Origin of the sequence: Pseudomonas sp. BJP69, assembly GCF_007633355.1 — a bacterium.
Taxonomy (GTDB): domain Bacteria; phylum Pseudomonadota; class Gammaproteobacteria; order Pseudomonadales; family Pseudomonadaceae; genus Aquipseudomonas; species Aquipseudomonas juntendi.
This window is the reverse complement of the sequence record NZ_CP041933.1, coordinates 3143509-3164998: the sequence shown is the minus strand read 5'-3', so window position 1 is coordinate 3164998 and position 21490 is coordinate 3143509. Positions and strand designations below refer to the sequence as shown.

19 protein-coding genes are annotated in these 21490 nt (G+C 64.3%); 10 read left to right on the top strand and 9 right to left on the bottom strand.

The annotated features are described in order from the left end of the window. Positions 1-239 precede the first annotated feature (239 nt). Both FPB55_RS14725 and FPB55_RS14720 read right to left on the bottom strand, forming a co-directional pair. Entirely contained in the window at positions 240-1280 is a 1041-nt protein-coding gene (locus tag FPB55_RS14725; RefSeq protein ID WP_009683733.1) for an LLM class flavin-dependent oxidoreductase, read from the bottom strand. A gap of 75 nt (positions 1281-1355) precedes the next feature. Further along, positions 1356-1841 carry a flavin reductase family protein gene (locus FPB55_RS14720; RefSeq protein ID WP_009683734.1) on the bottom strand — a complete coding sequence of 162 codons (486 nt, stop codon included), beginning with the start codon at positions 1839-1841 and terminating at the stop codon, positions 1356-1358. A 316-nt stretch (positions 1842-2157) separates the two neighbouring features. On the opposite strand from FPB55_RS14720, the gene FPB55_RS14715 reads away from it, so the two are divergent. Further along, on the top strand, positions 2158-3564 hold the full coding sequence (locus FPB55_RS14715) for a cytosine permease (protein WP_009683735.1): 1407 nt from the start codon (positions 2158-2160) through the stop codon (positions 3562-3564). A 449-nt stretch (positions 3565-4013) separates the two neighbouring features. On the opposite strand, the gene FPB55_RS14710 is transcribed toward FPB55_RS14715, so the two are convergent. Both FPB55_RS14710 and FPB55_RS14705 read right to left on the bottom strand, forming a co-directional pair. Further along, the gene (locus tag FPB55_RS14710; protein WP_033690930.1) at positions 4014-5639 is read right to left on the bottom strand and encodes a methyl-accepting chemotaxis protein; all 1626 of its coding nucleotides are present in this window, start codon (positions 5637-5639) and stop codon (positions 4014-4016) included. Between the two features lie 276 nt (positions 5640-5915). Continuing rightward, complete coding sequence (locus FPB55_RS14705) at positions 5916-6827, bottom strand: AraC family transcriptional regulator (RefSeq protein WP_125855504.1); 912 nt, start codon at positions 6825-6827, stop codon at positions 5916-5918. 101 nt (positions 6828-6928) lie between these two features. On the opposite strand from FPB55_RS14705, the gene FPB55_RS14700 reads away from it, so the two are divergent. From FPB55_RS14700 to FPB55_RS14680, 5 genes are all read left to right on the top strand, one after another. Beyond that, positions 6929-7489 carry a carboxymuconolactone decarboxylase family protein gene (locus tag FPB55_RS14700; protein WP_009685599.1) on the top strand — a complete coding sequence of 187 codons (561 nt, stop codon included), beginning with the start codon at positions 6929-6931 and terminating at the stop codon, positions 7487-7489. A gap of 98 nt (positions 7490-7587) precedes the next feature. Further along, positions 7588-8652, top strand: a complete 1065-nt coding sequence (locus FPB55_RS14695) for an acyl-CoA dehydrogenase family protein (RefSeq protein WP_110677277.1) — start codon at positions 7588-7590, stop codon at positions 8650-8652. Continuing rightward, positions 8649-9470, top strand: a complete 822-nt coding sequence (locus FPB55_RS14690) for an ABC transporter ATP-binding protein (protein WP_144188545.1) — start codon at positions 8649-8651, stop codon at positions 9468-9470. The genes FPB55_RS14695 and FPB55_RS14690 overlap by 4 nt, the downstream gene beginning before the upstream one ends. After that, positions 9457-10662, top strand: a complete 1206-nt coding sequence (locus FPB55_RS14685) for an ABC transporter substrate-binding protein (protein WP_144188543.1) — start codon at positions 9457-9459, stop codon at positions 10660-10662. The genes FPB55_RS14690 and FPB55_RS14685 overlap by 14 nt, the downstream gene beginning before the upstream one ends. After that, the gene (locus tag FPB55_RS14680) at positions 10662-11417 is read left to right on the top strand and encodes an ABC transporter permease (RefSeq protein ID WP_009685594.1); all 756 of its coding nucleotides are present in this window, start codon (positions 10662-10664) and stop codon (positions 11415-11417) included. The genes FPB55_RS14685 and FPB55_RS14680 overlap by 1 nt, the downstream gene beginning before the upstream one ends. A 60-nt stretch (positions 11418-11477) precedes the next feature. On the opposite strand, the gene FPB55_RS14675 is transcribed toward FPB55_RS14680, so the two are convergent. Next, a complete protein-coding gene (locus FPB55_RS14675; protein ID WP_054912268.1) occupies positions 11478-12164 on the bottom strand; it encodes a GNAT family N-acetyltransferase in 687 nt (228 codons plus the stop codon). 81 nt (positions 12165-12245) lie between these two features. Beyond that, on the bottom strand, positions 12246-13187 hold the full coding sequence (gene argC, locus FPB55_RS14670) for an N-acetyl-gamma-glutamyl-phosphate reductase (RefSeq protein ID WP_144188541.1): 942 nt from the start codon (positions 13185-13187) through the stop codon (positions 12246-12248). 191 nt (positions 13188-13378) lie between these two features. Here argC and FPB55_RS14665 point away from each other — a divergent pair, with 191 nt between their 5' ends. Beyond that, positions 13379-14260 carry a LysR family transcriptional regulator gene (locus FPB55_RS14665; RefSeq protein ID WP_009685591.1) on the top strand — a complete coding sequence of 294 codons (882 nt, stop codon included), beginning with the start codon at positions 13379-13381 and terminating at the stop codon, positions 14258-14260. A 15-nt stretch (positions 14261-14275) separates the two neighbouring features. Here FPB55_RS14665 and FPB55_RS14660 read toward each other — a convergent pair whose 3' ends face one another. Then, positions 14276-14818: a WYL domain-containing protein gene (locus FPB55_RS14660; RefSeq protein ID WP_009685590.1), complete on the bottom strand. Its 543-nt coding sequence runs from the start codon at positions 14816-14818 to the stop codon at positions 14276-14278. Between the two features lie 160 nt (positions 14819-14978). Next, a complete protein-coding gene (locus FPB55_RS14655; RefSeq protein WP_009685589.1) occupies positions 14979-15887 on the bottom strand; it encodes a LysR family transcriptional regulator in 909 nt (302 codons plus the stop codon). 172 nt (positions 15888-16059) lie between these two features. Here FPB55_RS14655 and FPB55_RS14650 point away from each other — a divergent pair, with 172 nt between their 5' ends. Genes FPB55_RS14650 through FPB55_RS14640 form a run of 3 tightly spaced genes read left to right on the top strand, consistent with a single transcriptional unit; the run spans position 16060 to position 19658 of the window. Further along, entirely contained in the window at positions 16060-17364 is a 1305-nt protein-coding gene (locus FPB55_RS14650; RefSeq protein ID WP_144188539.1) for an MFS transporter, read from the top strand. A 30-nt stretch (positions 17365-17394) separates the two neighbouring features. After that, positions 17395-18636: a Zn-dependent hydrolase gene (locus FPB55_RS14645; RefSeq protein ID WP_115294239.1), complete on the top strand. Its 1242-nt coding sequence runs from the start codon at positions 17395-17397 to the stop codon at positions 18634-18636. Beyond that, positions 18636-19658, top strand: coding sequence for a histone deacetylase family protein (locus FPB55_RS14640; RefSeq protein ID WP_047150259.1), 1023 nt, complete (start codon positions 18636-18638; stop codon positions 19656-19658). Before FPB55_RS14645 ends, FPB55_RS14640 begins: the two co-directional genes overlap by 1 nt. 338 nt (positions 19659-19996) lie before the next feature. On the opposite strand, the gene FPB55_RS14635 is transcribed toward FPB55_RS14640, so the two are convergent. Further along, on the bottom strand, positions 19997-21421 hold the full coding sequence (locus FPB55_RS14635; RefSeq protein ID WP_054881119.1) for a PLP-dependent aminotransferase family protein: 1425 nt from the start codon (positions 21419-21421) through the stop codon (positions 19997-19999). Between the last annotated feature and the right edge of the window lie 69 nt (positions 21422-21490).

Here is a 21490-nt window from a genome sequence, read left to right as displayed (position 1 = left end):
CTTGTTGTCTGATGGTATACCATAATATTTGTTGTGCAAGAGGGGGGTGGAAATTTCTCTTGCGGGGGGACGGGAGGCTGCAAGTCGTAAGCTGCAAGTCGAAAGTCGAAAGTCGAAAGCAGATCTGCTTTTGCTTGCAGCTTGCAGCTTGCAGCTTGCCGCTAAAAAAGCCCGCTCGCGCAAGCCGCATGGGCCTACGGGAGCGGGCTGTGTCCCGCAATGTTTCAGGCAATGGGAATTCAGGCGAACGCCGGTACCACTTCCTTGATGAACAGTTCGAGGGACTTCTTCTTCTCGGCGTGGGGCAGGCTGTTGTCGCACCAGAAGCTGAACTCGTCGACACCCAGCTCCTGGTAATAGCGGATGCGCGCGATGATCTCTTCCGGGGTGCCGATCATGGTGTTCTTGCGGATGTTCTCCAGCTGGAACGCCGGCACTTCGGCAAACTTGGACTCCGGGCTTGGCTCCAGGAAGCCGTTGACCGGGGTGGTCTTGTTGCCGAACCAGGCATCGAAGGTGCGGTAGAAGCGTGAAATGGCCTGGGCCCCGACCTTCCAGCCGTCCGGCTCGGCCGGGCTGTGCACGTGGGTGTGGCGCAGCACCATCAATTGCGGGCGCGGTACGTCGGGGTTGTTGTCCAGGGCGGCCTGGAACTTGTTCTTCAGGTCGAGTACTTCCTCGTCGCCCTTCATCAGCGGCGTGACCATGACGTTGCAGCCGTTGGCCACGGCAAAGTTGTGCGAGTCCGGGTCGCGGGCGGCGATCCACATGGGCGGCGTAGCGTTGAACGGCTTCGGTACGCTGGTGGAAGTGGGGAATTTGTAGACTTCGCCGTCATGGGCATAGTCACCTTCCCAGAGCTTGCGCACCACCGGCACCATCTCGCGCAGGGCCTTGCCGCCGTCGGTGGCCGGCATGCCACCGGCCATGCGGTCGAATTCGAACTGGTACGCGCCACGGGCCAGGCCCACTTCCATGCGGCCGTTGCTGATCACGTCGAGCAGGGCACATTCACCTGCCACGCGAATCGGGTTCCAGAACGGCGCGATGATGGTGCCGGCACCCAGGCGGATCTTTTCGGTGCGTGCCGCCAGGTACGCCAGCAATGGCATCGGGCTTGGCGAAATGGTGTATTCCATGGCGTGGTGTTCGCCGATCCACACGGTGCTGAAACCGCCGTCTTCGGCCATCAGGGTCAGTTCGGTCAGGTCTTCGAACAACTGGCGGTGGCTGACCTGTTCATCCCAACGTTCCATGTGTACGAACAACGAAAATTTCATGGGGCTTTCCTCAACGCTTGAAAGGGGCTGGCGCCAGGCAGGGGGGGCGCCAGCTGTCTCGATTCACAATGGGCTTCAGGCCAAGGCCGGCAGGCTGGCCATCTTGCCGCGGCAGTACACCATCGGCCGCGGCGCCTGGGCTGGAACGATCAGGTTGTGCACCTTGCCGACCATGATGGCGTGGTCGCCACCTTCGTATTCGCGCCACAGCTCGCACTCGATGACCGCCGTGGCGCCGGCCAGGATCGGGTTGCCCAGCTCGCTGAGGGTCCACTCGATACCGTTGGCCTTGTCTTTGCCTTTCTTGGCGAACGCATAGGCGTGTGCCTGCTGCTCACCCGAGAGCAGGTGAATGGCGAAGCGCTTCTGCTTGATCAGTACCGGGTAGGAGTCGGAGCTGTAGTTGGGGCAGAACAGCACCAGCGGCGGCTCCATCGACAGGGAGGAAAATGCGCTGGCGGTCAGGCCGACGACCGAGCCGTCGTCGTCCAGGGTGGTGATGACGGTAACGCCGGACGGGAAGGAGCCCAGGACGTTCTTGTAGACGGTTGCGTCGATCATCGGGTTTACCTCTAAAAGGCTGCGGTGGTCCGCGGTTTTTATCGTTGATGTGTCTGATGGTATACCGTAATACCTATTTTGCAAGCAGAATTTTCAGCCGCACATTTTCACGATGAGCGGCGAAAAGCCACGGAATACGGGGCTTTGCTCGGTGTGGTGGTTTGTCGAAGGGGTTTTTCAAGCAGAACAGAGGCCGCTTTTTCGTGCGGATCAGTGTTGTCAAAAGTCTGGAATACCATAATATGGTCCGCAGCTGAGAGGCCGCCTAGATGCGGTTTCCTTACAACGATAAAAACGACCTTTCGAGCTGAAAACCATGTCCCAACCGTCGTCGCAACACCAGTTTGTCGAGAATCACACGGTCGATTATGTGCCACCTGCCGAGCGCCATGGGAAGGCGCGCGACCTGTTCACCCTCTGGTTCAGCACCAACATTGCGCCACTGCCGATCGTCACCGGTGCCATGGTGGTACAGGTGTTCCACCTGAACCTGTTGTGGGGGCTGGTGGCCATCGTGCTGGGCCATCTTGTCGGGGGCGTGGTCATCGCCTTGGCCTCTGCGCAGGGACCGCAGCTGGGCATTCCGCAGATGGTGCAGAGCCGTGGCCAGTTCGGCCGCTATGGCGCCTTGCTGATCGTGTTCTTCACGGCGTTGATCTATGTTGGCTTCTTCATTTCCAACATCGTGTTGGCCGGCAAGACCATCCACGGCATCAGCCCGAGCGTGCCGATGCCAGGGGCGATCGTGATCGGCGCCTTGAGCGCCACCGCCATCGGCGTGGTCGGCTACCGTTTCATCCACATCCTCAACCGTATCGGCACCTGGGTGATGGGCTCGGCACTGCTGGCCGGCTTCATCATGATGTTCATCCAGGACCTGCCTGCCGATTTCTTCAGCCGCGGCGCCTTCAACCTGTCGGGCTTCATCGCCACCGTCTCGCTGGGTGTGATCTGGCAGATCAGCTTCTCGCCGTATACCTCCGACTACTCACGCTACCTGCCGCGTGAAGTCGGCATTGCCAAGCCGTTCTGGGCGACTTATTTCGGCGCTACCCTGGGCACCATCTTGTGCTTCAGCTTTGGTGCGGTGGCGGTGCTGTGCGTGCCGCAAGGCACCGATGCGATGGACGCGGTGAAGCAGGCCACCGGCTGGCTGGGGCCGATCCTGATGGTGCTGTTCCTGCTCAACATCATCAGCCACAACGCCCTCAACCTGTATGGCGCGGTGTTGTCGATCGTGACTGCAATCCAGACCTTCGTTGCCCAGTGGACCCCCAGCGTGAAGGTTCGGGTGATCCTGGCCTCGGTCATACTGCTGGGCTGCGGTATGGTCGCGCTGAACGCCTCGGCAGATTTCATCGGCCAGTTCATCGGCCTGATCCTGGCGCTGCTGTTGGTGCTGGTGCCGTGGGCCTCGATCAACCTGATCGACTTCTACCTGATCAAGAAGGGCCAGTACGACATCGCCTCGATCTTCAGTGCCGACGGCGGCATCTATGGCCGCTTCAATCACCATGCAATCGTTGCCTATGCCTGCGGCATCCTGGTGCAGCTGCCGTTTGCCAATACCTCGTTGTATGTCGGGCCGTACTCCAACCTGGTCGAAGGCGCCGACTTGTCCTGGCTGTTCGGCTTGCTGGTGACGGTGCCGCTGTACTACTGCCTGGCCACGCGCAGCAAGGCTGGCGAGAAGGCGGGGCGGGTTTTGAGTGTGAACGACTGATAGTCACGTGTGGCTGCAACAGGGGCTGCTTCGCAGCCCATCGCAGGCAAGCCAGCTCCCACAGGGGACGCATCAGGGCTGATAGGTGTTTGTCACAAGATATGCAGTGCCTGTGAGATCGAGCGCCGCCCGCGCGGCGCAATCGCGAGCTGCGCTCGCTCCTACGTTTGTTTCGGGCCAATTATTCCTGTGGGGTTCGCGCGCGAACGCCTTGGTGCATGCCTCGATATCGCGCCGTACAAACAAGGCGGCCGCGCGCGCCTGTCACAGGCGTTACTGGCCCGAAACAAACGTAGGAGCGAGCGCAGCTCGCGATTGCGCCGCGCGGGCGGCGCTCGCTCTAACAGGCGCTGCCATACCTTGTGGCAAAAACCTGTCAGCCCTAAGGCGATCCCTGTGGGAGCTGGCTTGCCTGCGATGGGCCGCGATGCGGCCCCGGCTATCTCAGATCAGACCTTGAACTGTGCCACCATGCCATTCAGGTCCACGGCAAGGCGCGACAGGTCCTGCGCTGCCGCACTGGTCTGGTTGGCCCCCGCCGAGGTCTGCATGGCCAGGTCACGGATATTCACCAGGTTGCGGTCCACCTCACGGGCCACCTGCGCCTGTTGTTCCGAGGCACTGGCTATCACCAGGTTACGCTGGTTGATCGAGGCCATCGCTTCGGCAATCACCTCCAGCGCCTGCCCGGCGCCCTCGGCCACTTCCAGCGTGCCCGTGGCACGCCCCTGGCTGCTGTGCATCGCGGTCACCGCGCGCTCGGTGCCGTTCTGGATCCCGGCAATCATCTGCTCGATTTCGGCCGTCGACTGCTGGGTACGGTGGGCGAGGGCACGAACTTCGTCCGCCACCACCGCAAAGCCACGGCCTGCCTCACCGGCGCGGGCGGCTTCGATGGCGGCGTTGAGCGCCAGCAGGTTGGTCTGCCCGGCAATTGCACCGATCACATCCAGCACCCGGCTGATCTCGTTGGCATTGCTGGCCAGCTGTTCGATTTCGCTGGAAGTGCCGGTCACGTCCGCCACCAGGTGCTGGATGGAGGCCAGCGCCTGGTTGACCCGGTCGCGGCCATCGCGGGTAGTCTGGTCGGCACCTCTGGAGGCGTCTGCGGTGCTCACCGCATTGTTGGCCACTTCTTCGACCGCCGCGGTCATCTGGTTGACGGCCGTTGCCGCCTGGTCGATTTCGGCACTTTGCTGGTGCAAGCCGCGGCTGGTGTCTTCGGTGACGGTGTGCAGCTCTTCGGACGCCGAGGCCAGTTGGTCGGACGAGGCGGCTATCTGCCGAATGGTGTCGCGCAGGCTGGTCTGCATGCGGCTCAACGCGCGCAGTAGCAAGGCCGGCTCGTCGCGGCCCACCACCTGGATTTCGCGAGTCAGGTCGCCGGTGGCCACGCGTTCAGCCACGGCCACGGCCTCGGCCAACGGCCGCACGATACTGCGGGTGAGCAGGGTGGCGATGGCGGCAAGCGCCAGAACAATCACCAACAGCGCGCCTATCAGCGCCTGGAACGCTTCGTCAGCCACATCGCTGCTGCGCTGCGAGGCTTGCTCGGCACTTGTGCCGTTGTAGGCAATCAGCGCGGTCATGGCCTGCATCATGCTATCGGCGCTTTGGGTCAGCGGCCCGCTGATCAGTTGCCTGGCGTCGTCCATCCGCCCGCTGGTGAGCCCCTGCAGCACACGCCCCTGTACGTCGGAATACTGCTGATGGGCAGTCATGAAAGCGTTGAACAGGTTTTGGTCATCGGTGGCAGCCACCATGCCAGCGTAATGCTTCAAGCCCTTGGAAAGCTCGATGTTGATGCTGTCCAGCATCTGCAGGTTGCGCTTGCGATCATCGCTGTTGTCGTCGAGCGCGGCACGTAACGTAAGGGCGCGGGCGCGGCCCAGGTCGGTGCTGATTCCACTGAGGGCTACCACTGCCGGCATCCAGGTCACCCGGATCTCGTCCGTAGCGCTGTCCATCTGCCGGGTTTCGTAAAGTGCGATCAGGCCCATCACCAGCACCAGAACGCCCAACAGGGTGAATGCGCTTGCTGCGCGAATGCCGATCTTCAAATTCCTTAACTGCATGAAGTACTCCTTGATGGTGGCGTGCAGGCCTCGAGAACGCAGGCGGCTACCGGTGTAAACGCAGTGGCGCCAGGCTCGGGATGCACCGCAAAGTCGTTTGTAGGTCTCACCCTCTTTACTGTTTTTGGATGCGATGATGCCATATGGCCATCATCCTTGAACAGACATTCAAGTTACGGGATCTGCTGATAAAACCAAGGAAAATTGTCAGTTTTATCCGGGAAGTCAGCTTCAACGTGGCGCCTCGCAAGTCGGCTTTCGGCGCAGTAGAGCTGCTTAACGCCCTTCGTGGCCCCGCCGGTAGGCCCCTGGCTGTATGCCCACTGCCTTGGCGAAGGCCCGGGTAAAAGCGGCCACCGATTGGTACCCCACCTGTGCACCCACTTGCTCCACCGTGTTGCCCGCCTGCAGCAACCGGCAAGCATGGCGCATGCGCAACGCCAGCAGCACTTGGCCTGGCGACTGCCCGGCCAGCTCGCTGAAGCGTTTGAAGAAAGCCGAGCGCGACAACCCGGTGCAGGCCGCCATGCTCTCCAGTGTCCAGGCTTTGCCGGGTTGCTCGATCAGTTGCTCGAGCAACCCGGCGAACGCCGGCTGCCGAGCAAGCGCGATCAGCCCGCCCAGGGGCTGCCCGGCATCCACTTGCTGGCGCAGTGCATACAGAAAGAGCAAGTGCGTCAGGCGCTCCAGAAAGGTTTGCGAAGGCCCGGTTTGGCGTTGGCATTCGTCCAGGATCAGCCCGAACAACGCCCCCGCCGCGCTCCCGGCGGGGTCTTCGGCACGCAGCAGGATCCAGTCGGCCAGGCCCTCGACAATCAGCGAAGACAAACCCGACTGGAAACGGAAGAAGCCACAGACCAGGCCGACCCCATCGCTGGCGTCGCCGTCCAGCGCCTGCATGGTTTGACGCGGTTGCGCACAGGCGCCTGCCGCGTCCTGGTCGCTGGACAGGCGATAACCCAGGTCGCGCAACAGGAATACGGCGTCGCCTTTTCTCAGGCACACCGGCTGCGCCTGGCCGTCGAGGTGCAGCCAGCAATCGCCCTGCACCACCAAGTGGAAGCTGGCACGGCCCATACCCTGGGTGCTGGCGTGCCAGCCGCCACAGTAGCGGCCGACATGAAACAGGCTGGCATCCAGCTCCAGACCTTCTAATAACCAATCGACGAGCGCGGCGGACGAAATCATCTAATGCAAAGACTCAGGAGCAAGGAAAGGCGACTGATGAATATGGAGGGTACTTCTTATAACCACCAGACTGTAGTGACATCCATCAGGGAGACCACTCCATGTCCTCGCGCATTACCTTACACACCCTGGAAAGCGCCCCGGAAGCAGCGCGCCCGTTCCTTGAGAACGCGCAGAAGAATTCGGGCTTCATCCCCAACCTGCTCGGGGTGCTGGCCAACGCGCCAGCGGCACTGGAAACCTACGTGACCGTTTCGGCATTGAATGGCAAGTCCGACCTGAGCCTGGCCGACCGCGAAGTGGTGCAACTGATTGCCGCCACCCAACATGGCTGTGATTTCTGTGTGGCGGGGCACACCGCCGTGGCGTTGAACAAGGCCAAGCTGCCGCAGGAGGTGGTCGATGCCCTGCGGGCCCGCGGCGAGCTGCCCAATGCCCGTTACGAAGCCTTGGCCGCCTTCGCCCGCGAAGTGATCGCGACCCGCGGCAATGTGAGCCAGGCCACGTACCAGGCATTCCGGGATGCCGGCTTCAGCGAAGGCAATGCGCTGGAAGTGATTCTTGGCGTGAGCCTCGCAACCCTGTGCAACTTTGCTAATGTGTTCGCCCAAACGCCGCTCAATGACGAGCTTGGCAAGTACCGCTGGCAGCCCACTGCATGATCTGCCTCTGCTAGCGGCGGTACAGCGGTAGTTGTAGGAGCGGCCATGTGCCGCAAAGGGGCCGCCAGGCGGCCCGGCGTTCTCAAAGGAGCAAGACCATGCAGGATTGTGCATTTCGACAGTGGCTGGATGCCAATGCCGAGGCCATAGATCGGGGCCTGTGCGAGCCGCAGCACGTGCTGGCGCAAATCGCCGAATCGCAACTGCTGCGCGTGGGCGTCGACCCTGCCCTGGGCGGTACGGGCGGGCAGGTGACCGACGCCGTCGAGGCCATCGCTGCCATTGCCAGCCGCTCGCTGGCTGCCGCTTTCGTGTGTTGGGGCCAGCGCGCCTTTATCGAGTACCTGTTGCAAAGCCCCAACCAGCCGCTGCGCGCGCGCTTGCTGCCACAGCTGTTGGCCGGCGAGCTGGCCGGTGCCACCGGCCTGTCCAATGCCATGAAGTTCCTCTCTGGCATCGAAGCCCTGCAAGTGCGCGGCCGCCCGGCGGGCGATGGCTGGCACCTGGAGGGCCGCCTGCACTGGGTGACCAACCTGCGCAAGAGTGGGTTCGTGGTAGCGGCGGCCATCGAGGACGACGCGGGCGGTGCTCCGTTCGTACTGGCCATTCCTTCGGATGCCCAAGGCCTGCAACGTTCTGACGACTTGCAACTGATGGGCTTGCAGTCGAGCAACACCGCTGCCTTGGCCTTCCACCAGGTGCCGCTGGCACGTGACTGGTTGCTGCACGACAATGCCCGCGCTTTCCTGCCGCAGGTCCGCCCGGCCTTCCTGGCGTTGCAGTGCGGCATGGCCATTGGCCTGGCGCGCCGGGCACTGGACGAAGTGCAGGCCCACCTGCAGGGGCGTGCCTCATTCCTGGACGAAGCCCGCCAGGTGCTCAGCGAGCGCCTGGAGAATACCGTCAGCGAGCTCAAGCAAGGTTTGCTCGATGGCCGCTTCCTGCAACAACCGGCGGCCTTGTTCAAGCTGCGCATCACCCTGGCCGAAAGCGCCGCCGACGCGGTGCAACTGGAATTGCAGGCCAGTGGTGGCAAAGCCTACCTCAGCGAGTATGGCGAAGGTTTTGCCCGCCGCTGGCGCGAATCAGCGTTCGTGCCGATCGTCACGCCCAGCCTGGTGCAGCTGCGGGCCGAGCTGCACCGCCAGGCAGCCGGGGCATGAGTGCAATGTTGCTCGAAGCCCGTGACATCAGCCTGGGCTACCCGGGCGAGGGCGGCTGGCAGCAAGTGCTGGCGCAGTTCGACCTGCAGCTGGGGCGCGGCGAGGTGGTGAGCATTCTGGGCCCCAGCGGTGTTGGCAAGTCCAGCCTGTTGCGGGTATTGGCCGGCCTGCAGCAGCCGGGTGGTGGCAGCGTGCGGCTGCATGGCCAGCCGCTGCAGGGCCCACACCCGCGCCTGGCGGTAGCCTTCCAGGACCCCAGCCTGCTGCCTTGGCTGAGCCTGGAGAAAAACGTCGCCTTCGGCCTGGACTTCGCCCGCCAGCCCAAGCTGGCGGCTGCCGAACGCCGTGCACGTATCGACCACGCTATCGCCGCCGTGGGCCTGGGCCACGCCCGCAGCCACTACCCGGCGCAGCTGTCTGGCGGCATGGCCCAGCGGACCGCGCTGGCCCGTTGCCTGGCACGGCAGCCCGAAGTGCTGTTGCTCGACGAACCGTTCGGCGCGCTGGATGAAGTCACCCGTGCCGACATGCAGCAATTGCTGCTGCAATTGATCGCCACCCACAACACGGCGGCGGTGCTGATCACCCACGATATCGACGAAGCCCTGTTGCTGTCCGACCGTGTGCTGCTGCTGGGCGACCATCCAGCGCACATCCTCGGCCAGTGGCACATCGGCCTGCCGCAGCCGCGCACGCAGCGGGTAGAAGAACTGGGCGCCCTGCGCATTGAAATTCTCAAGACGCTCCGGCGAGCAAGCCGCACGGTCGAACCCACCCCAATCCCCCAGGCCTCGGAGGCTGCCCATGTGCATGGATGACTGCTGTTCCTCGTCTTCACGACGTGATTTTCTCAAGCTGGGCGCCATGCTCACCGCCGCCGGTGCACTGCCGTTGCTGTCGAGCCTGCAGGCCCGCGCCGCTGCCGAGCCGGACGCGCCGGTACGTATCGGCTACCTGCCGATCACCGACGCAACGCCCTTGCTGGTGGCGCACAACAACGGCCTGTTCGAAGCCGAGGGTATCAAGGCCGAACGCCCGGTATTGCTGCGCAGTTGGGCACAGGTGATCGAGGCGTTCATCTCTGGCCAGGTGAACGTGATTCACCTGCTGTCGCCGATGACCGTGTGGGCGCGCTATGCCAGCAAGGTGCCGGCCAAGGTGGTGGCGTGGAACCACGTGGGCGGTTCGGGCCTGACCGTCGCCCCCGACATCACAGACATGAAGCAGTTGGGTGGCAAGACCGTGGCCATACCCTTCTGGTACTCGATCCATAACGTCGTGCTGCAGCAGATGCTCAACGACAACGGCCTGACACCGGTGTCGAAGCCGGCCAATGCGGCATTGGCAGACAATGAAGTGAACCTGCTGGTGTTGCCGCCCTCCGACATGCCACCGGCCCTGGCCAGCAAGCGCATAGCCGGTTACATCGTCGCCGAGCCGTTCAACGCCCTGGCCGAGAACCTCAAGGTTGGCCGCGTGCAGCGCTTCACGGGCGATGTCTGGCGCAACCATGCCTGCTGCGTGGTGTTCATGCACGAACACGACCTCGACAACCGCCCCGAGTGGTCGCAGAAGGTGGTCAATGCCATCGTCAAGGCCCAGCACTGGACCCGCGACCACCGCGCCGAAGCAGCAGCCTTGCTGTCGCGTGCTGGCGCCAACAAGTACACGCCCCATGACCCGGCGGTGCTGGCCAAGGTCCTTGCCCCGGCGGCCGAGGACCGTGCCGGCTACATCGCCAGCGGCGCTATTCGCCACCAGCAGTGGGACGAAAAGCGCATCGATTTCCAGCCTTACCCGTTCCCGAGCTACACCGAAGCACTGGTCCAGCGCTTGCAGCACACCCTGATCGAAGGTGACCACGCGTTCCTCGCCGGCCTGGACCCGGCGCAGACTGCCCGCGACCTGGTGGATGACCGCTTCGTGCGTAACGCCATTGCCGCCGTGGGCGGGCCGTCGGTGTTCGGCATAGCCGACAACTACGAGCGCAGCGAGGAGTTCGCCGTCTGATGCGTACGCACGTGGTACATGCCGGGCTTGGCCTGGCCGGCTTGCTGGGCTTGCTGGCACTGTGGTGGGCCGGGGTCGCCGTGTTCGGCCAGGCCGATGGCCTGTCGGCCCGGTTTGCACCGCAGGCCACGTTGGCCAGCCTGGTCGAGCTGTTGGGGCAGGGCGAGGTCTACGGGCATATCTGGGTCAGCCTCAAGCGCATCCTGGTGGGTTTGTTGCTGGCGTTGCTGATTGGTGTGCCGTTGGGGTTGCTGGTAGGTAGCTACCGGCACCTGGAGGCGGCGACCACGCCGGCATTCCAGTTCCTGCGCATGATCTCGCCGTTGTCGTGGATGCCGGTGGTGGTGATGCTGATGGGCGTGGGTGACCAGCCGATCTACTTTTTGCTGGCGTTCGCCGCGTTGTGGCCGATCCTGCTCAACACCGCCGCCGGGGTGCGGCAACTGGACCCGCGCTGGCTGCAGTTGAGCCGCAGCCTGAGTGCCACGCGCTGGGAAACCTTGTGCAAGGTGATCGTGCCGGGGGTGATTGGCCACGTGCTGACGGGTGTGCGCCTGGCCATCGGGATCCTGTGGATCGTGCTGGTGCCCTGCGAAATGCTGGGGGTCAGTGCAGGGCTGGGCTATTTCATTCTCGATACCCGCGACCGCCTGGCGTACTCCGAGCTGATGGCCATGGTGCTGTTGATCGGTGTGCTGGGCTTTCTGCTCGATGCCCTGGCGCGCGGGCTGCACCGGCGCTGGGTGCATGGCTGAGCCGCCGGGCCGCGCCGAGCTTGAGCGGTGCGGCCCTGAGCGTTGTGCTTGACGGTGCGATCAGTGCACGTGCTGGCGCTGGCGCACACACTCCTGCGCCTGTGCGGTCAGCGCGTCCAGCCGCTCGTCGCGCATCTGCTCCGCTTCGATCATCGCATCTTCGCCTTGCTGGTTGAGCAGGTAGGTATGAATCTGCAGCACCTCGGCGGTCTGGTAGATGGGGGCGATGTCCAGGCGGCCGATCAGTGCTCCGCTGGCCTGGCCGGTGCTGCTCATCAGCACCTGCGGACCCTTGGCGGCCACCACCTGCATACCCATGGCTTCGAACCACGGTACCTGGTTGGCGAAGGCGTTCAGCTCGACGCAGGCATGGCGCGCCTGCAGGTCGCCCAGCAGCGCCCGGGCGATGCCCTGGCGCCGATGGCTGGCGCGTACGGCCATGAATGCCAGGGCACAGGCCTGCTCATCGTCCTCGGCGGGTAGCGACAAGGCAAAGCCCAACAACTGGTCAGGCGCTTCGGCATCCAGTGCCAGGGTCAGCGCCACGGCCAGCCCGCGAGTGCCGTCCAGGGCTTGCAGGTACTGGTGCACCTCCATGCCGACGCCGTACTGGTACAGCGGGTACAGCGGGTTGTCTGCACTGATCGCGACACTGCTCAATTCACCGACGTTGTGAATCACCAGCTCGCGGATCTGGTTCTGGAAAGACTCGGGCGGCACGCTGTCAAGGCGGCTCAGGATGAACATCGGGGGGCAGGCTCCGGCGGTTGGACTGTACAGCCCGCACCGGGAGGGCGCGGGCTGTACAGTCTAACCGGTTTTGACCCATCAGCCGCGTGCCTGTAGTGCGCCGAGCATCAAGTCCAGGTTTTGCACCGCCGCGCCCGACGCGCCTTTGCCCAGGTTGTCGAAGATGGCGGTGAGCAGCACCTGGCCGTGTTCAGGGTTGGCGTACAGCGCCAGGCGCAGGTCGTTGCTGTCGTTCAAGGCTTCAGGGTCGAGGTTGGCCGCGCCACCTTGTTGGTGCAGGGGCATTACCTGAACATGGCGAGCCCCCTGATAGTGCTGTTCCAGGCAGGCTTGCAGCTGTTCGGCGGTGACCTGCCCGGGCAGCAGGCGTAATTGCAGCGGGATGCTCAAAACGATGCCCTGGCGGTAGGCGCCGTAGCCAGGCATGAACAGGGGCCGTGCCGAGAGCCCGGCGTGCTGCTGGATCTCGGGCACATGCTTGTGCGCCAGGTCCAGGCCGTACAGCTGCAAGGCCGGAGCTTTGTCGGCAGCGGGCTGTTCATGCCGTTCTACCGCCGCGCGGCCGCCGCCGGAGTAGCCGGAAATGGCGTGGATGTTCAGCGGGTAATCGGCAGGCAGCAGGCCGGCCTTGACCAGCGGGCGCAGCAACGCGATGGCGCCCGTGGGGTAGCAGCCGGGGTTGCTGACGCGCTTGCTTTGGGCAATGCGTTCGGCTTGGTGCGGGTCCAGTTCGGGCAGGCCATACACCCAGCCTGGGCTGGTGCGGTGTGCCGAGCTGGCGTCGATCACCCGCACCTGCGGGTTGTGGATGGCGGCCACCGCTTCGCGCGCGGCGGCATCGGGCAGGCACAGCAGGGCGATGTCGGCGCTGTTGATCGCCTCGCCACGCCGTTGAGGGTCTTTGCGTTCGGCTTCGGGCAGGGTCAGCAGGCGCAAGTCGCTGCGGCCTTGCAGGCGAGCGTGGATCTGCAGGCCGGTGGTGCCTTGGTCGCCGTCGATGAAGACAACAGGGGTATGCATGGTCGGGGTCCGGGTTGGGGAGGGGATGGCCTATGTTCGCGGGTGGCGTTTATAAAGAAAATTTGAATATCATGACCACCGCATTCAGATTCTCTGAACGATGTGCTGGCCTTTTGGCGGTGAACCTGCCCCTGAAAGCTGCCTTGGCATTCAGCCGTCAGTCTTTGTTTTGTGAGGAAGCCGCAGCGACCATGCGCGAAATCAGCCTCGACCGCCTGCGTACGCTGGTGGTCATCAGCGACCTGGGTTCATTTGCCGAGGCGGCTCGCCAGCTCAACCTGGCGCCGCCCACCATCAGCCTGCACGTGGCCGAGCTGGAGGCGCGCGTCGGCGCCCCGTTACTCAACCGTACCCGCGGCCAGGTACGGCCCACGGCCATCGGTGAAACGCTGCTGGCCCGCGCCCGCCGCTTGCTGGCCGACGCGGACCTGGCGTTGGACGAAGTTCGCCGCCAGGTGCAGGGCCTTAGCGGCCGGGTACGCCTGGGGGCCTCGACCGGGGCCATCGCCCACCTGCTGCCACAGGCGTTGGCCGCCTTGCGGGTGGAGCATCCGGGGATCGATGTGCAAGTGCAGGTGCTCACTTCGCAAGCGTCGCTGGCGCGTTTGCGCGAGGGCACGCTGGATGTCGCGCTGGTGGCGTTGCCGCAGGTGGCGGTCAAGGGGCTGGCCGTAACACCCTGGCGGCGCGACCCGATCCTGGCCTACGTCCCGGCCGACTGGCAGCCCCCGGCCAAGATCGCGCCGGCGTGGCTGGCGCAACGGGCGCTGATCCTGAATGACAGCACTACCCAGCTGTCGCGGGTGACAAACGAGTGGTTTGCGGCGGCGGGGTTGCACCCGGAGCCGCGTATCGAGCTGAACTACAACGATGCCATCAAGAAGCTGGTCGGTGCCGGGTATGGCGCGACGTTGCTGCCGCAAGAGGGGGAGGCCGCCGAGCTTGATCAGCGCATTGCCCACCGGCCGCTGCGGCCCGGGCTGTGGCGGCAGTTGGGTATCGCCTGCCGGGAAGGGCAGGTGGAGCGCGCTACCGCGTTCGTGCTGCAGGCGCTGGAGCGGCTGCGCCAGTAGCGCCCGCCAACGGTTTCAACCAACCGTTTCGTGCAGGGCCAGGCTCTGGCGCAATTGCGCCAGCATGGCCAGGCGCAGCGCTTTGGGGGCCTGCACGCGGATAGCGCCGGCCTGGGACAGTAGCCAGCTCATCAGCGCCCGGTTGTCGTCTACCGTGGCCACCAGCACAGCGCCACCGTCGGCTTGCGCGGTCAGTTGCATGTCGGCCGACAGCGGCGCCTGCTCCAGGCGCCGGGCAAGGGCGTCATCGACCCAGGCGCGCAGCTCCACCTGGGCCGCCGGGCATAGCGCGTCGGGTTGCAACTGGTGCGCTTGCTCCAGGCTCAGGCCCGGTTGCCAGTACCAGCCATAGGGCATGCCCTTACTGTTGCATTGCAGCGGGAACAGGGCGGCCAGTTCGACCAGGTCGCGCTCTACGGTACGCTTGCTGGTGGTGTGGCCCACGCCGCTCAGGGCACGTTGCAACTGGGTGGAGCTCACGCCCGGGTGGCGCCCTGGCAGCAGCTTGAGCAATTGCCACTGGCGGGCAATGGTATGGCGGGTAGGGTGGCTGGGCAAAGGGTTCGTCCTTGAAGGCAGGCATCGCGCCGGCCTGGGTGATGGCATTTAGCTATGTATCAGCATACCCTTTCCCCTGATCGGATCCAAGTTGCACTACAAGGCGGCCAAGGCCACCGGCGCGATGCGCGCTTGGCAGCGCCGGTAGTGGCGCTGCAGGTCAGTCAAGGCGCTGTTGCAGCCCCTCGATGAACACCTGTTCGGCCCGGCTGAAGCGCTGCTCCCGGTTCCACAACAGGTGAATGTCCACATCGGCAATGCCCTCCTGCGGGTGCAGCTTCCACAGCAGCCCAGCTGCAACATCCGGCGCTACCACGTGCTCGGGCAGGCAGCCGATGCCAAACCCGGCAATTACCAGGCGGCGCACTTCCTCAAGGCTGGGTGACGAGGCCACGATGCGCCCGGCAAAGCCCTGCTGGTCGCGGAAAATGGTCAGTGGCGACAACATGCCGCCAATCTGGTCACTGGTGAAGCTGACGAAGTTCTCCCGCTGCAAGTCGCCCTCAGCCTGGCCGAACAGTGCATGGTGCTTGCCACAGAAAAACGCGTAACGCTGGCGCAGGAACAGCCGTTGCTCCAGCCTGGGCTGGGCGCGCCGGTTCAAGCTCAAGCCTGCGCTGGCAGTTTTCTCTTGCAAGGCTGCGACGATGTCGGAGCTGCGCATCACGTCGATTTCCAGGTCCACCCGTGGGTGCTGGCGATGGAAGTCGGCCAGGAAGTCGTCGAAGCGGTCGCTGACGATGCGGCTGATCATCAGCAAGCGCACCTTGCCCACCAGTTCGTCGGTGGGCTGCGCCAGCAGGCTGCCGATCTGCGACATCTGCCCGTACACCTCGCCGGCCAGCTGGAACAGCTGTTCGCCCATTTCGGTCAGCACGAAACGCGGCCCACGGCGGGCGATGAGTTGGCGGCCAAGCTGTTCTTCCAGGCGCTTCAAGGCCTGGCTGACTGCCGGCTGGGTGAGATGCAGGCGGGCAGCGGCGCGGCTGATGGACAGTTCCTGGCCAATGACGCGGAAGGTACGCAGGAGGTTCCAGTCGAGGCGGTCGTTGAGCAGGCGGTCAGACATGGCAAGGCTCTATGATAAGCAGGGTTAATAGTTGGAATAATAAATAGAAAATTGACTAATCATAGCCCTGGCCCGATAAATCACAGGCATCGAGGCCCGCAAGCCAAGCGCCGCCAGAGCGCGACCGTGAATTCCCGTCACTCCTGCCAGAACAACAAGCAAAGGAGCCCCCATGAAGCCCGCCACTTGCGCCCAGCCACGCCGTGCCGCTGCCGCCGCTTTCATCGGTACCATGATCGAATGGTACGACTTTTACATCTATGCCACCGCCGCGGCCCTGGTGTTCGGTGCCGTGTTCTTCCCCTCCGATGACAGCCTGTTCAGCACCATGGCAGCGTTTGGTACCTTCGCCGTGGGCTTCTTCGCCCGGCCGCTGGGCGGAATCGTCTTCGGCCATGTGGGCGACCGTATCGGCCGCAAAAAATCGCTGGTCATCACCTTGCTGATGATGGGCATCGTCACGGTGTGCATCGGCCTGTTGCCGACCTATGCGCAAATCGGCGCCAGCGCGCCGGTGCTGCTGGTGCTGCTGCGCATCGTCCAGGGCATTGCGGTGGGCGGCGAGTGGGGCGGGGCCGTGCTGATGGCCGGCGAGCATGCCCCTAAAGGGCGGCGCAACTTCTTCGCCTCGTTCGCCCAACTCGGCAGCCCGGCGGGCCTGATTCTGTCACTGCTGGCTTTTGGCGCGGTCACCCGCCTTCCGGAAGAAGACCTGATGAGCTGGGGTTGGCGCGTGCCGTTCCTGGCCAGCGCCTTGCTGCTGTTGGTCGGCCTGGCCATTCGCCTGGGGGTGAACGAGTCGCCCGAGTTCATCGCCAGCCGCGAGCAGGCAGAAACGGCCCGGCGCAAGGAGCAGGCCCCGGTCTTCGAGGTGCTGCGCAGCGCCTGGCGCCCGCTGTTGCTGTGCATCGGTGCCAACACCCTGGGCATTGCCGGGGTCTACTTCACCAATACCTTCATGATCAGCTACACCACCCAGCAGCTGCACCTGGAGCGCTCGCTGATCCTGGAGTGCCTGTTCTTCGTGGCGATCATCCAGTTTTGCGTACAGCCCTTGGCTGCCTGGCTGTCGGAAAAGCTCGGCGCCACTCGCTTCCTGGCCTTGGTGGCCGTGCTGGCCATGGCCTCGCCTTACCCCATGTTCACCCTGGTCAGCTCGGGCCAAGGCCCGTTGATCGTGCTCGGCATCGCCTTGGCCGCTGCCTGCATGGCCTCGTTCTACGCGGTCATCGCAGGCTACGTCAGCGGCATGTTCGACACCCGTGTGCGCTATACCGCCATTTCCCTGGCCTACCAGGTGTGTGGCGCCATCGCCGGGGGCCTGACCCCGTTGATCGGCACCTGGCTGGCCTACCATTTCACAGGGCAGTGGTGGCCGATGGCAGTGTTCTACACGCTGATCGCCACCCTTTCGCTGGTCTGCGTGCTTGCCCTGGCGCGCCAGTACGCGCGCAGCCAGCAGCTTGAGCTGGCCTGAGCGAACCAATTCATTCTGGAGTACCTGCACATGTTGAAAAGCAATGGCGAACGCCTCTGGGCGAGCTTGATGGCCATGGCCGAAATCGGCGCCACCGCACGCGGTGGCAGCTGCCGCCTGGCCCTCAGCGACGAAGACAAGGCTGGCCGTGAGCTGTTCAGCCACTGGTGCCGCGAAGCGGGCCTGACGCTGAGCGTGGATGCCATTGGCAACCTGTTCGCGCGCCGCCCTGGCACCGACCCCGATGCCGCCCCGGTGATGATCGGCAGCCACCTGGATACCCAGCCGGAGGGCGGCCGTTTCGACGGTGTCTACGGCGTGCTGGCGGGGCTGGAGGTGGTGCGCCGCCTCGACGAGTTGGGCATCAGCACCCGCAAGCCGCTGGAGCTCGCGGTGTGGACCAACGAGGAAGGCGCCCGGTTTACCCCGGCGATGTTCGGTTCGGCCGTGTTCACCGGCACCCTGGCGCTGGAGCAAGCCTTGGCCATACGCGATGCGCAAGGCATCAGCGTCGCCGACGCGTTGCAGCGTACCGGTTACGCTGGCCAGCGGCCGCTGGGCGGGCCGGTGGATGCCTATTTTGAAGCGCATATCGAGCAAGGCCCGATCCTTGAAGATAACGCCAAGGCCATTGGTGTGGTCAGCGGCGGTCAGGCTATTCGTTGGCTGGATGTGACCGTCGAAGGCATGGCCGCGCACGCCGGCACCACGCCGATGCCGTTGCGCAAGGACGCCTTGTACGGTGCGGCGCAGATGATTCAGGCGCTCGAGCGGCTGGCGGCAGACTATGCCCCCGAGGCGCTGACCACTGTCGGCGAGCTGACCATCGCCAAGTCGTCACGCAACACCATTCCCGGTGTATTGCAATTCACGGTGGACCTGCGCCACCACCGCGATGAAACCATCGAGGCCATGGAACGCGACCTGACCCTGGCGCTGCAGGCCATCGCCCGCCAGCGCGGTTTGCAGGTGCGCATCGAGCGGCACTGGGTCAGCCCGGCCACGCCGTTTGACGTGGACTGTGTGGCCGCTGTTCAGCAAGCGGTGGATGCCCTGGGTTATGCGCAGCAGTCGATCGTCAGTGGCGCTGGGCACGATGCCATCCTGTTGGCCCGCTATTGCCCGACGGCGATGGTGTTCATTCCCTGCATCGGCGGCCTCAGCCACAACGAAGCCGAGGATGTGCTGCCCGACGATGCCCGCCAGGGTGCCGATGTATTGCTCAATGCCGTGCTGGCCCGCGCCGGCCGTGTCGAACCAGGAGAAGCCTGATGCGTTGCTACTTCCACCCTGAACAATTGCTGCATCACCCGCGCAGCTACTACTCGCGTGGCGCCATGCGCACCCCCCAGGAAGTGCCCGAGCGCGCCCAGCGCCTGTTGCAGGCTGCCAAGGACCTTGGCTTCGACATCCGCCAGCCAGAGGATGCTGGCCTGCAGCCGCTGGCGGCGGTGCATGGCGAGGCCTACCTGGCCTTTCTCGAAGAAGCCCATGCGCGCTGGAAGGAAGTGCCCGAGGACTGGGGCGACGAGGTCATGTCCAATATCTTCGTGCGTGAGCCCAACGCCTTGCGTGGCATTCTCGCCCAGGCCGCGCGCTACCTGGCCGATGGCAGTTGTCCGGTAGGCGAGCGTACCTGGCATTCGGCCTACTGGTCCGCGCAGAGCGCGGTCGCTGGCGCCAAGGCCATTGCCGAGGGTGAGCCCGCGGCTTACGCGCTGTGCCGGCCTCCGGGGCACCATGCGCGGTTCGATGCGGCGGGTGGCTTCTGTTACATCAACAACGCTGCCGTCGCTGCCCAGGCCTTGCGCGGCCGCTACAGCCGGGTGGCGGTGCTCGACACCGACATGCACCACGGGCAAGGCATCCAGGAAATCTTCTACGACCGGCGCGATGTGCTGTATGTGTCGGTGCACGGCGACCCGACCAACTTCTACCCAGGCGTGGCCGGGTTCGAGGACGAGCGCGGCCGTGGTGAGGGGGAGGGGTACAACCTGAACCTGCCGATGCCCCACGGCGCCAGCGAAGCGGACTTCCTGAGCCGGCTGGACACGGCACTGGCTGCGGTGAAGGATTTTGGTGCGCAAGTGTTGGTGTTGTCGCTGGGCTTCGACATTTATGAGCTGGACCCCCAGAGCAAGGTGGCGGTGACGACCGAGGGCTTTGCCGTGTTGGGCGAGCGTATCCGCGCATTGCGCTTGCCATGCCTGATCGTTCAGGAGGGCGGGTACCATCTGCAGAGCCTGGAGGCGAATGCTCGGGCGTTTTTTGCTGACAAAGCGGATTGGCGGTGAGTGCTACCAGGCTGTTTATTTCGGGGATGAACCCCACAGGGATCGCATCAGGGCTGACAGGTGGTTCCCACAAGATATGCAGTGCCTGTTAGATCGAGCGCCGCCCGCGCGGCGCATCGCGAGCTGCGCTCGCTCCTACGTTTGTTTCGGGCCAGTGAGGTCTGGGAGAGGCGCGCGCGACCGCCATGTTTGTACGGCGCGATATTGAGGCATGCGCCAAATGGTTCGCGCGCAAACCCCACAGGAATAATTGGCCCGAAACAAACGTAGGAGCGAGCGCAGCTCGCGATGCGCCGCGCGGGCGGCGCTCGATCTCAAGTTCACACGACCGGTATGGCTTAAAGCCCAGCCCGACGCACATGCTTGACCAACACTTTCTCCAGCAACTCCCACATCGCCGGGTCGGTGCTGAACGCCACGTTGAAGCGCATCCAGCCGGTGGCTTTGGCATCGACCATGAACAACTGCCCAGGCCCGAGCATGATGCCTTTCTCCAGCGCGTCGTCCAGCAATGCCGCGCTGTCCGGGAGCGCCGGATGGCGGGTCCAGATGTACATGCCTTCGTCGGATTCGATGAACAATTCGAAGCCCAATCGATGCAGATGCCGGCCAACTTCCTGATGCGCCTCCGCCAGGCGCTGGCGCAGACGCTTGAGGTGCTTGCGCCAGCGGCCGTCGATGACCGCGGCATAGACCACACGCTCCATCACCTGCGATGTGGTTAGGCCCGAACGCATTTTCAGCTGCAGCAGCTTCTGCATCAGCTCGGGGTTGGCCAGCATGTAGCCGACGCGCACATTGGGCGAAATGCTCTTTGAGTAGCTGCCTACGTACACCACCTGCTGCAGGTGGTCGAGGCTGGCCAGGCAGGGCTGCGGCTCGGCGACCATGTCGGCGTACAGGTTGTTCTCGACCAGGCGGAAGCCGTGCTGGCTGGCCAGCTGCAACAGCCGGTGCAGCTGCGGCAGCGGGGTGCGCGAGCAGGTCGGGCTGTGCAAATGCGGCTGGGTGAAGAACGCCGTCGGGCGGTGATGGGCGAGCAACTGCTCCAACTGGTTCAGGTCGTAGCCCGCCGGGGTACGCGGGACGCCGACCAGCGTCGCGCCCTGGGTACGCAAGATGCTCATCAGGTTCGGGTAGCCCGGGTCGTCCACCAGTACCACGTCCCCCGGCCGGACCAGCGTGCGTGCGGCCAGGTCCAGCGCCTGGCTGGCGCCGTGGGTCAGCATCAGCTGTGCCGGGTTGGCCACTATCGACAATTCCTGCTGCAGGTTCTGCGCGGTCAGTGCACGCAGCTCCGGCAGGCCCATGGGGTCGCCATACCCCGACAGTTCCAGCGGGCTGCCAGCCACCTGGCGCAGGCCACGGCGCAGGCCCTCTTCGTACATCCAGTCGTTGGGCAGCCAGCCACATCCGGGTTTGTAGGGCAACTGACGGATCTCGAAGATCTGTTGCAGGTACCACTCGGAGTTGAACGTTGGTCGACTGGTGTCGGCCTCGGCGTTGTGCTGATCCAGCAGCTCGGCTGCCGCGCGGTTGACGAAAAAACCTGCATTGCCCCGGCTCACCAGCAAGCCCTGGGCCACCAGGCGATCGTATGCCTCGACCACGGTGAAGGTACTCACCGAGTAGCTCGCGGCAAAGGCGCGAATCGAGGGCACCTTGGCGCCAGGCTTGAGGGTCTGGTTATCGATCAGCTCGCGCAGCGCGTCGATGATCTGGTTCACCAACGGGGTCGAGGAGTCTGGATGTAGTTCGAGCATTCGGGGCCTTCAGGGTGCGTATCGCCAGGCAATTGCAGGGTGTACTGCATAGGCGACCTGTACAGTGCA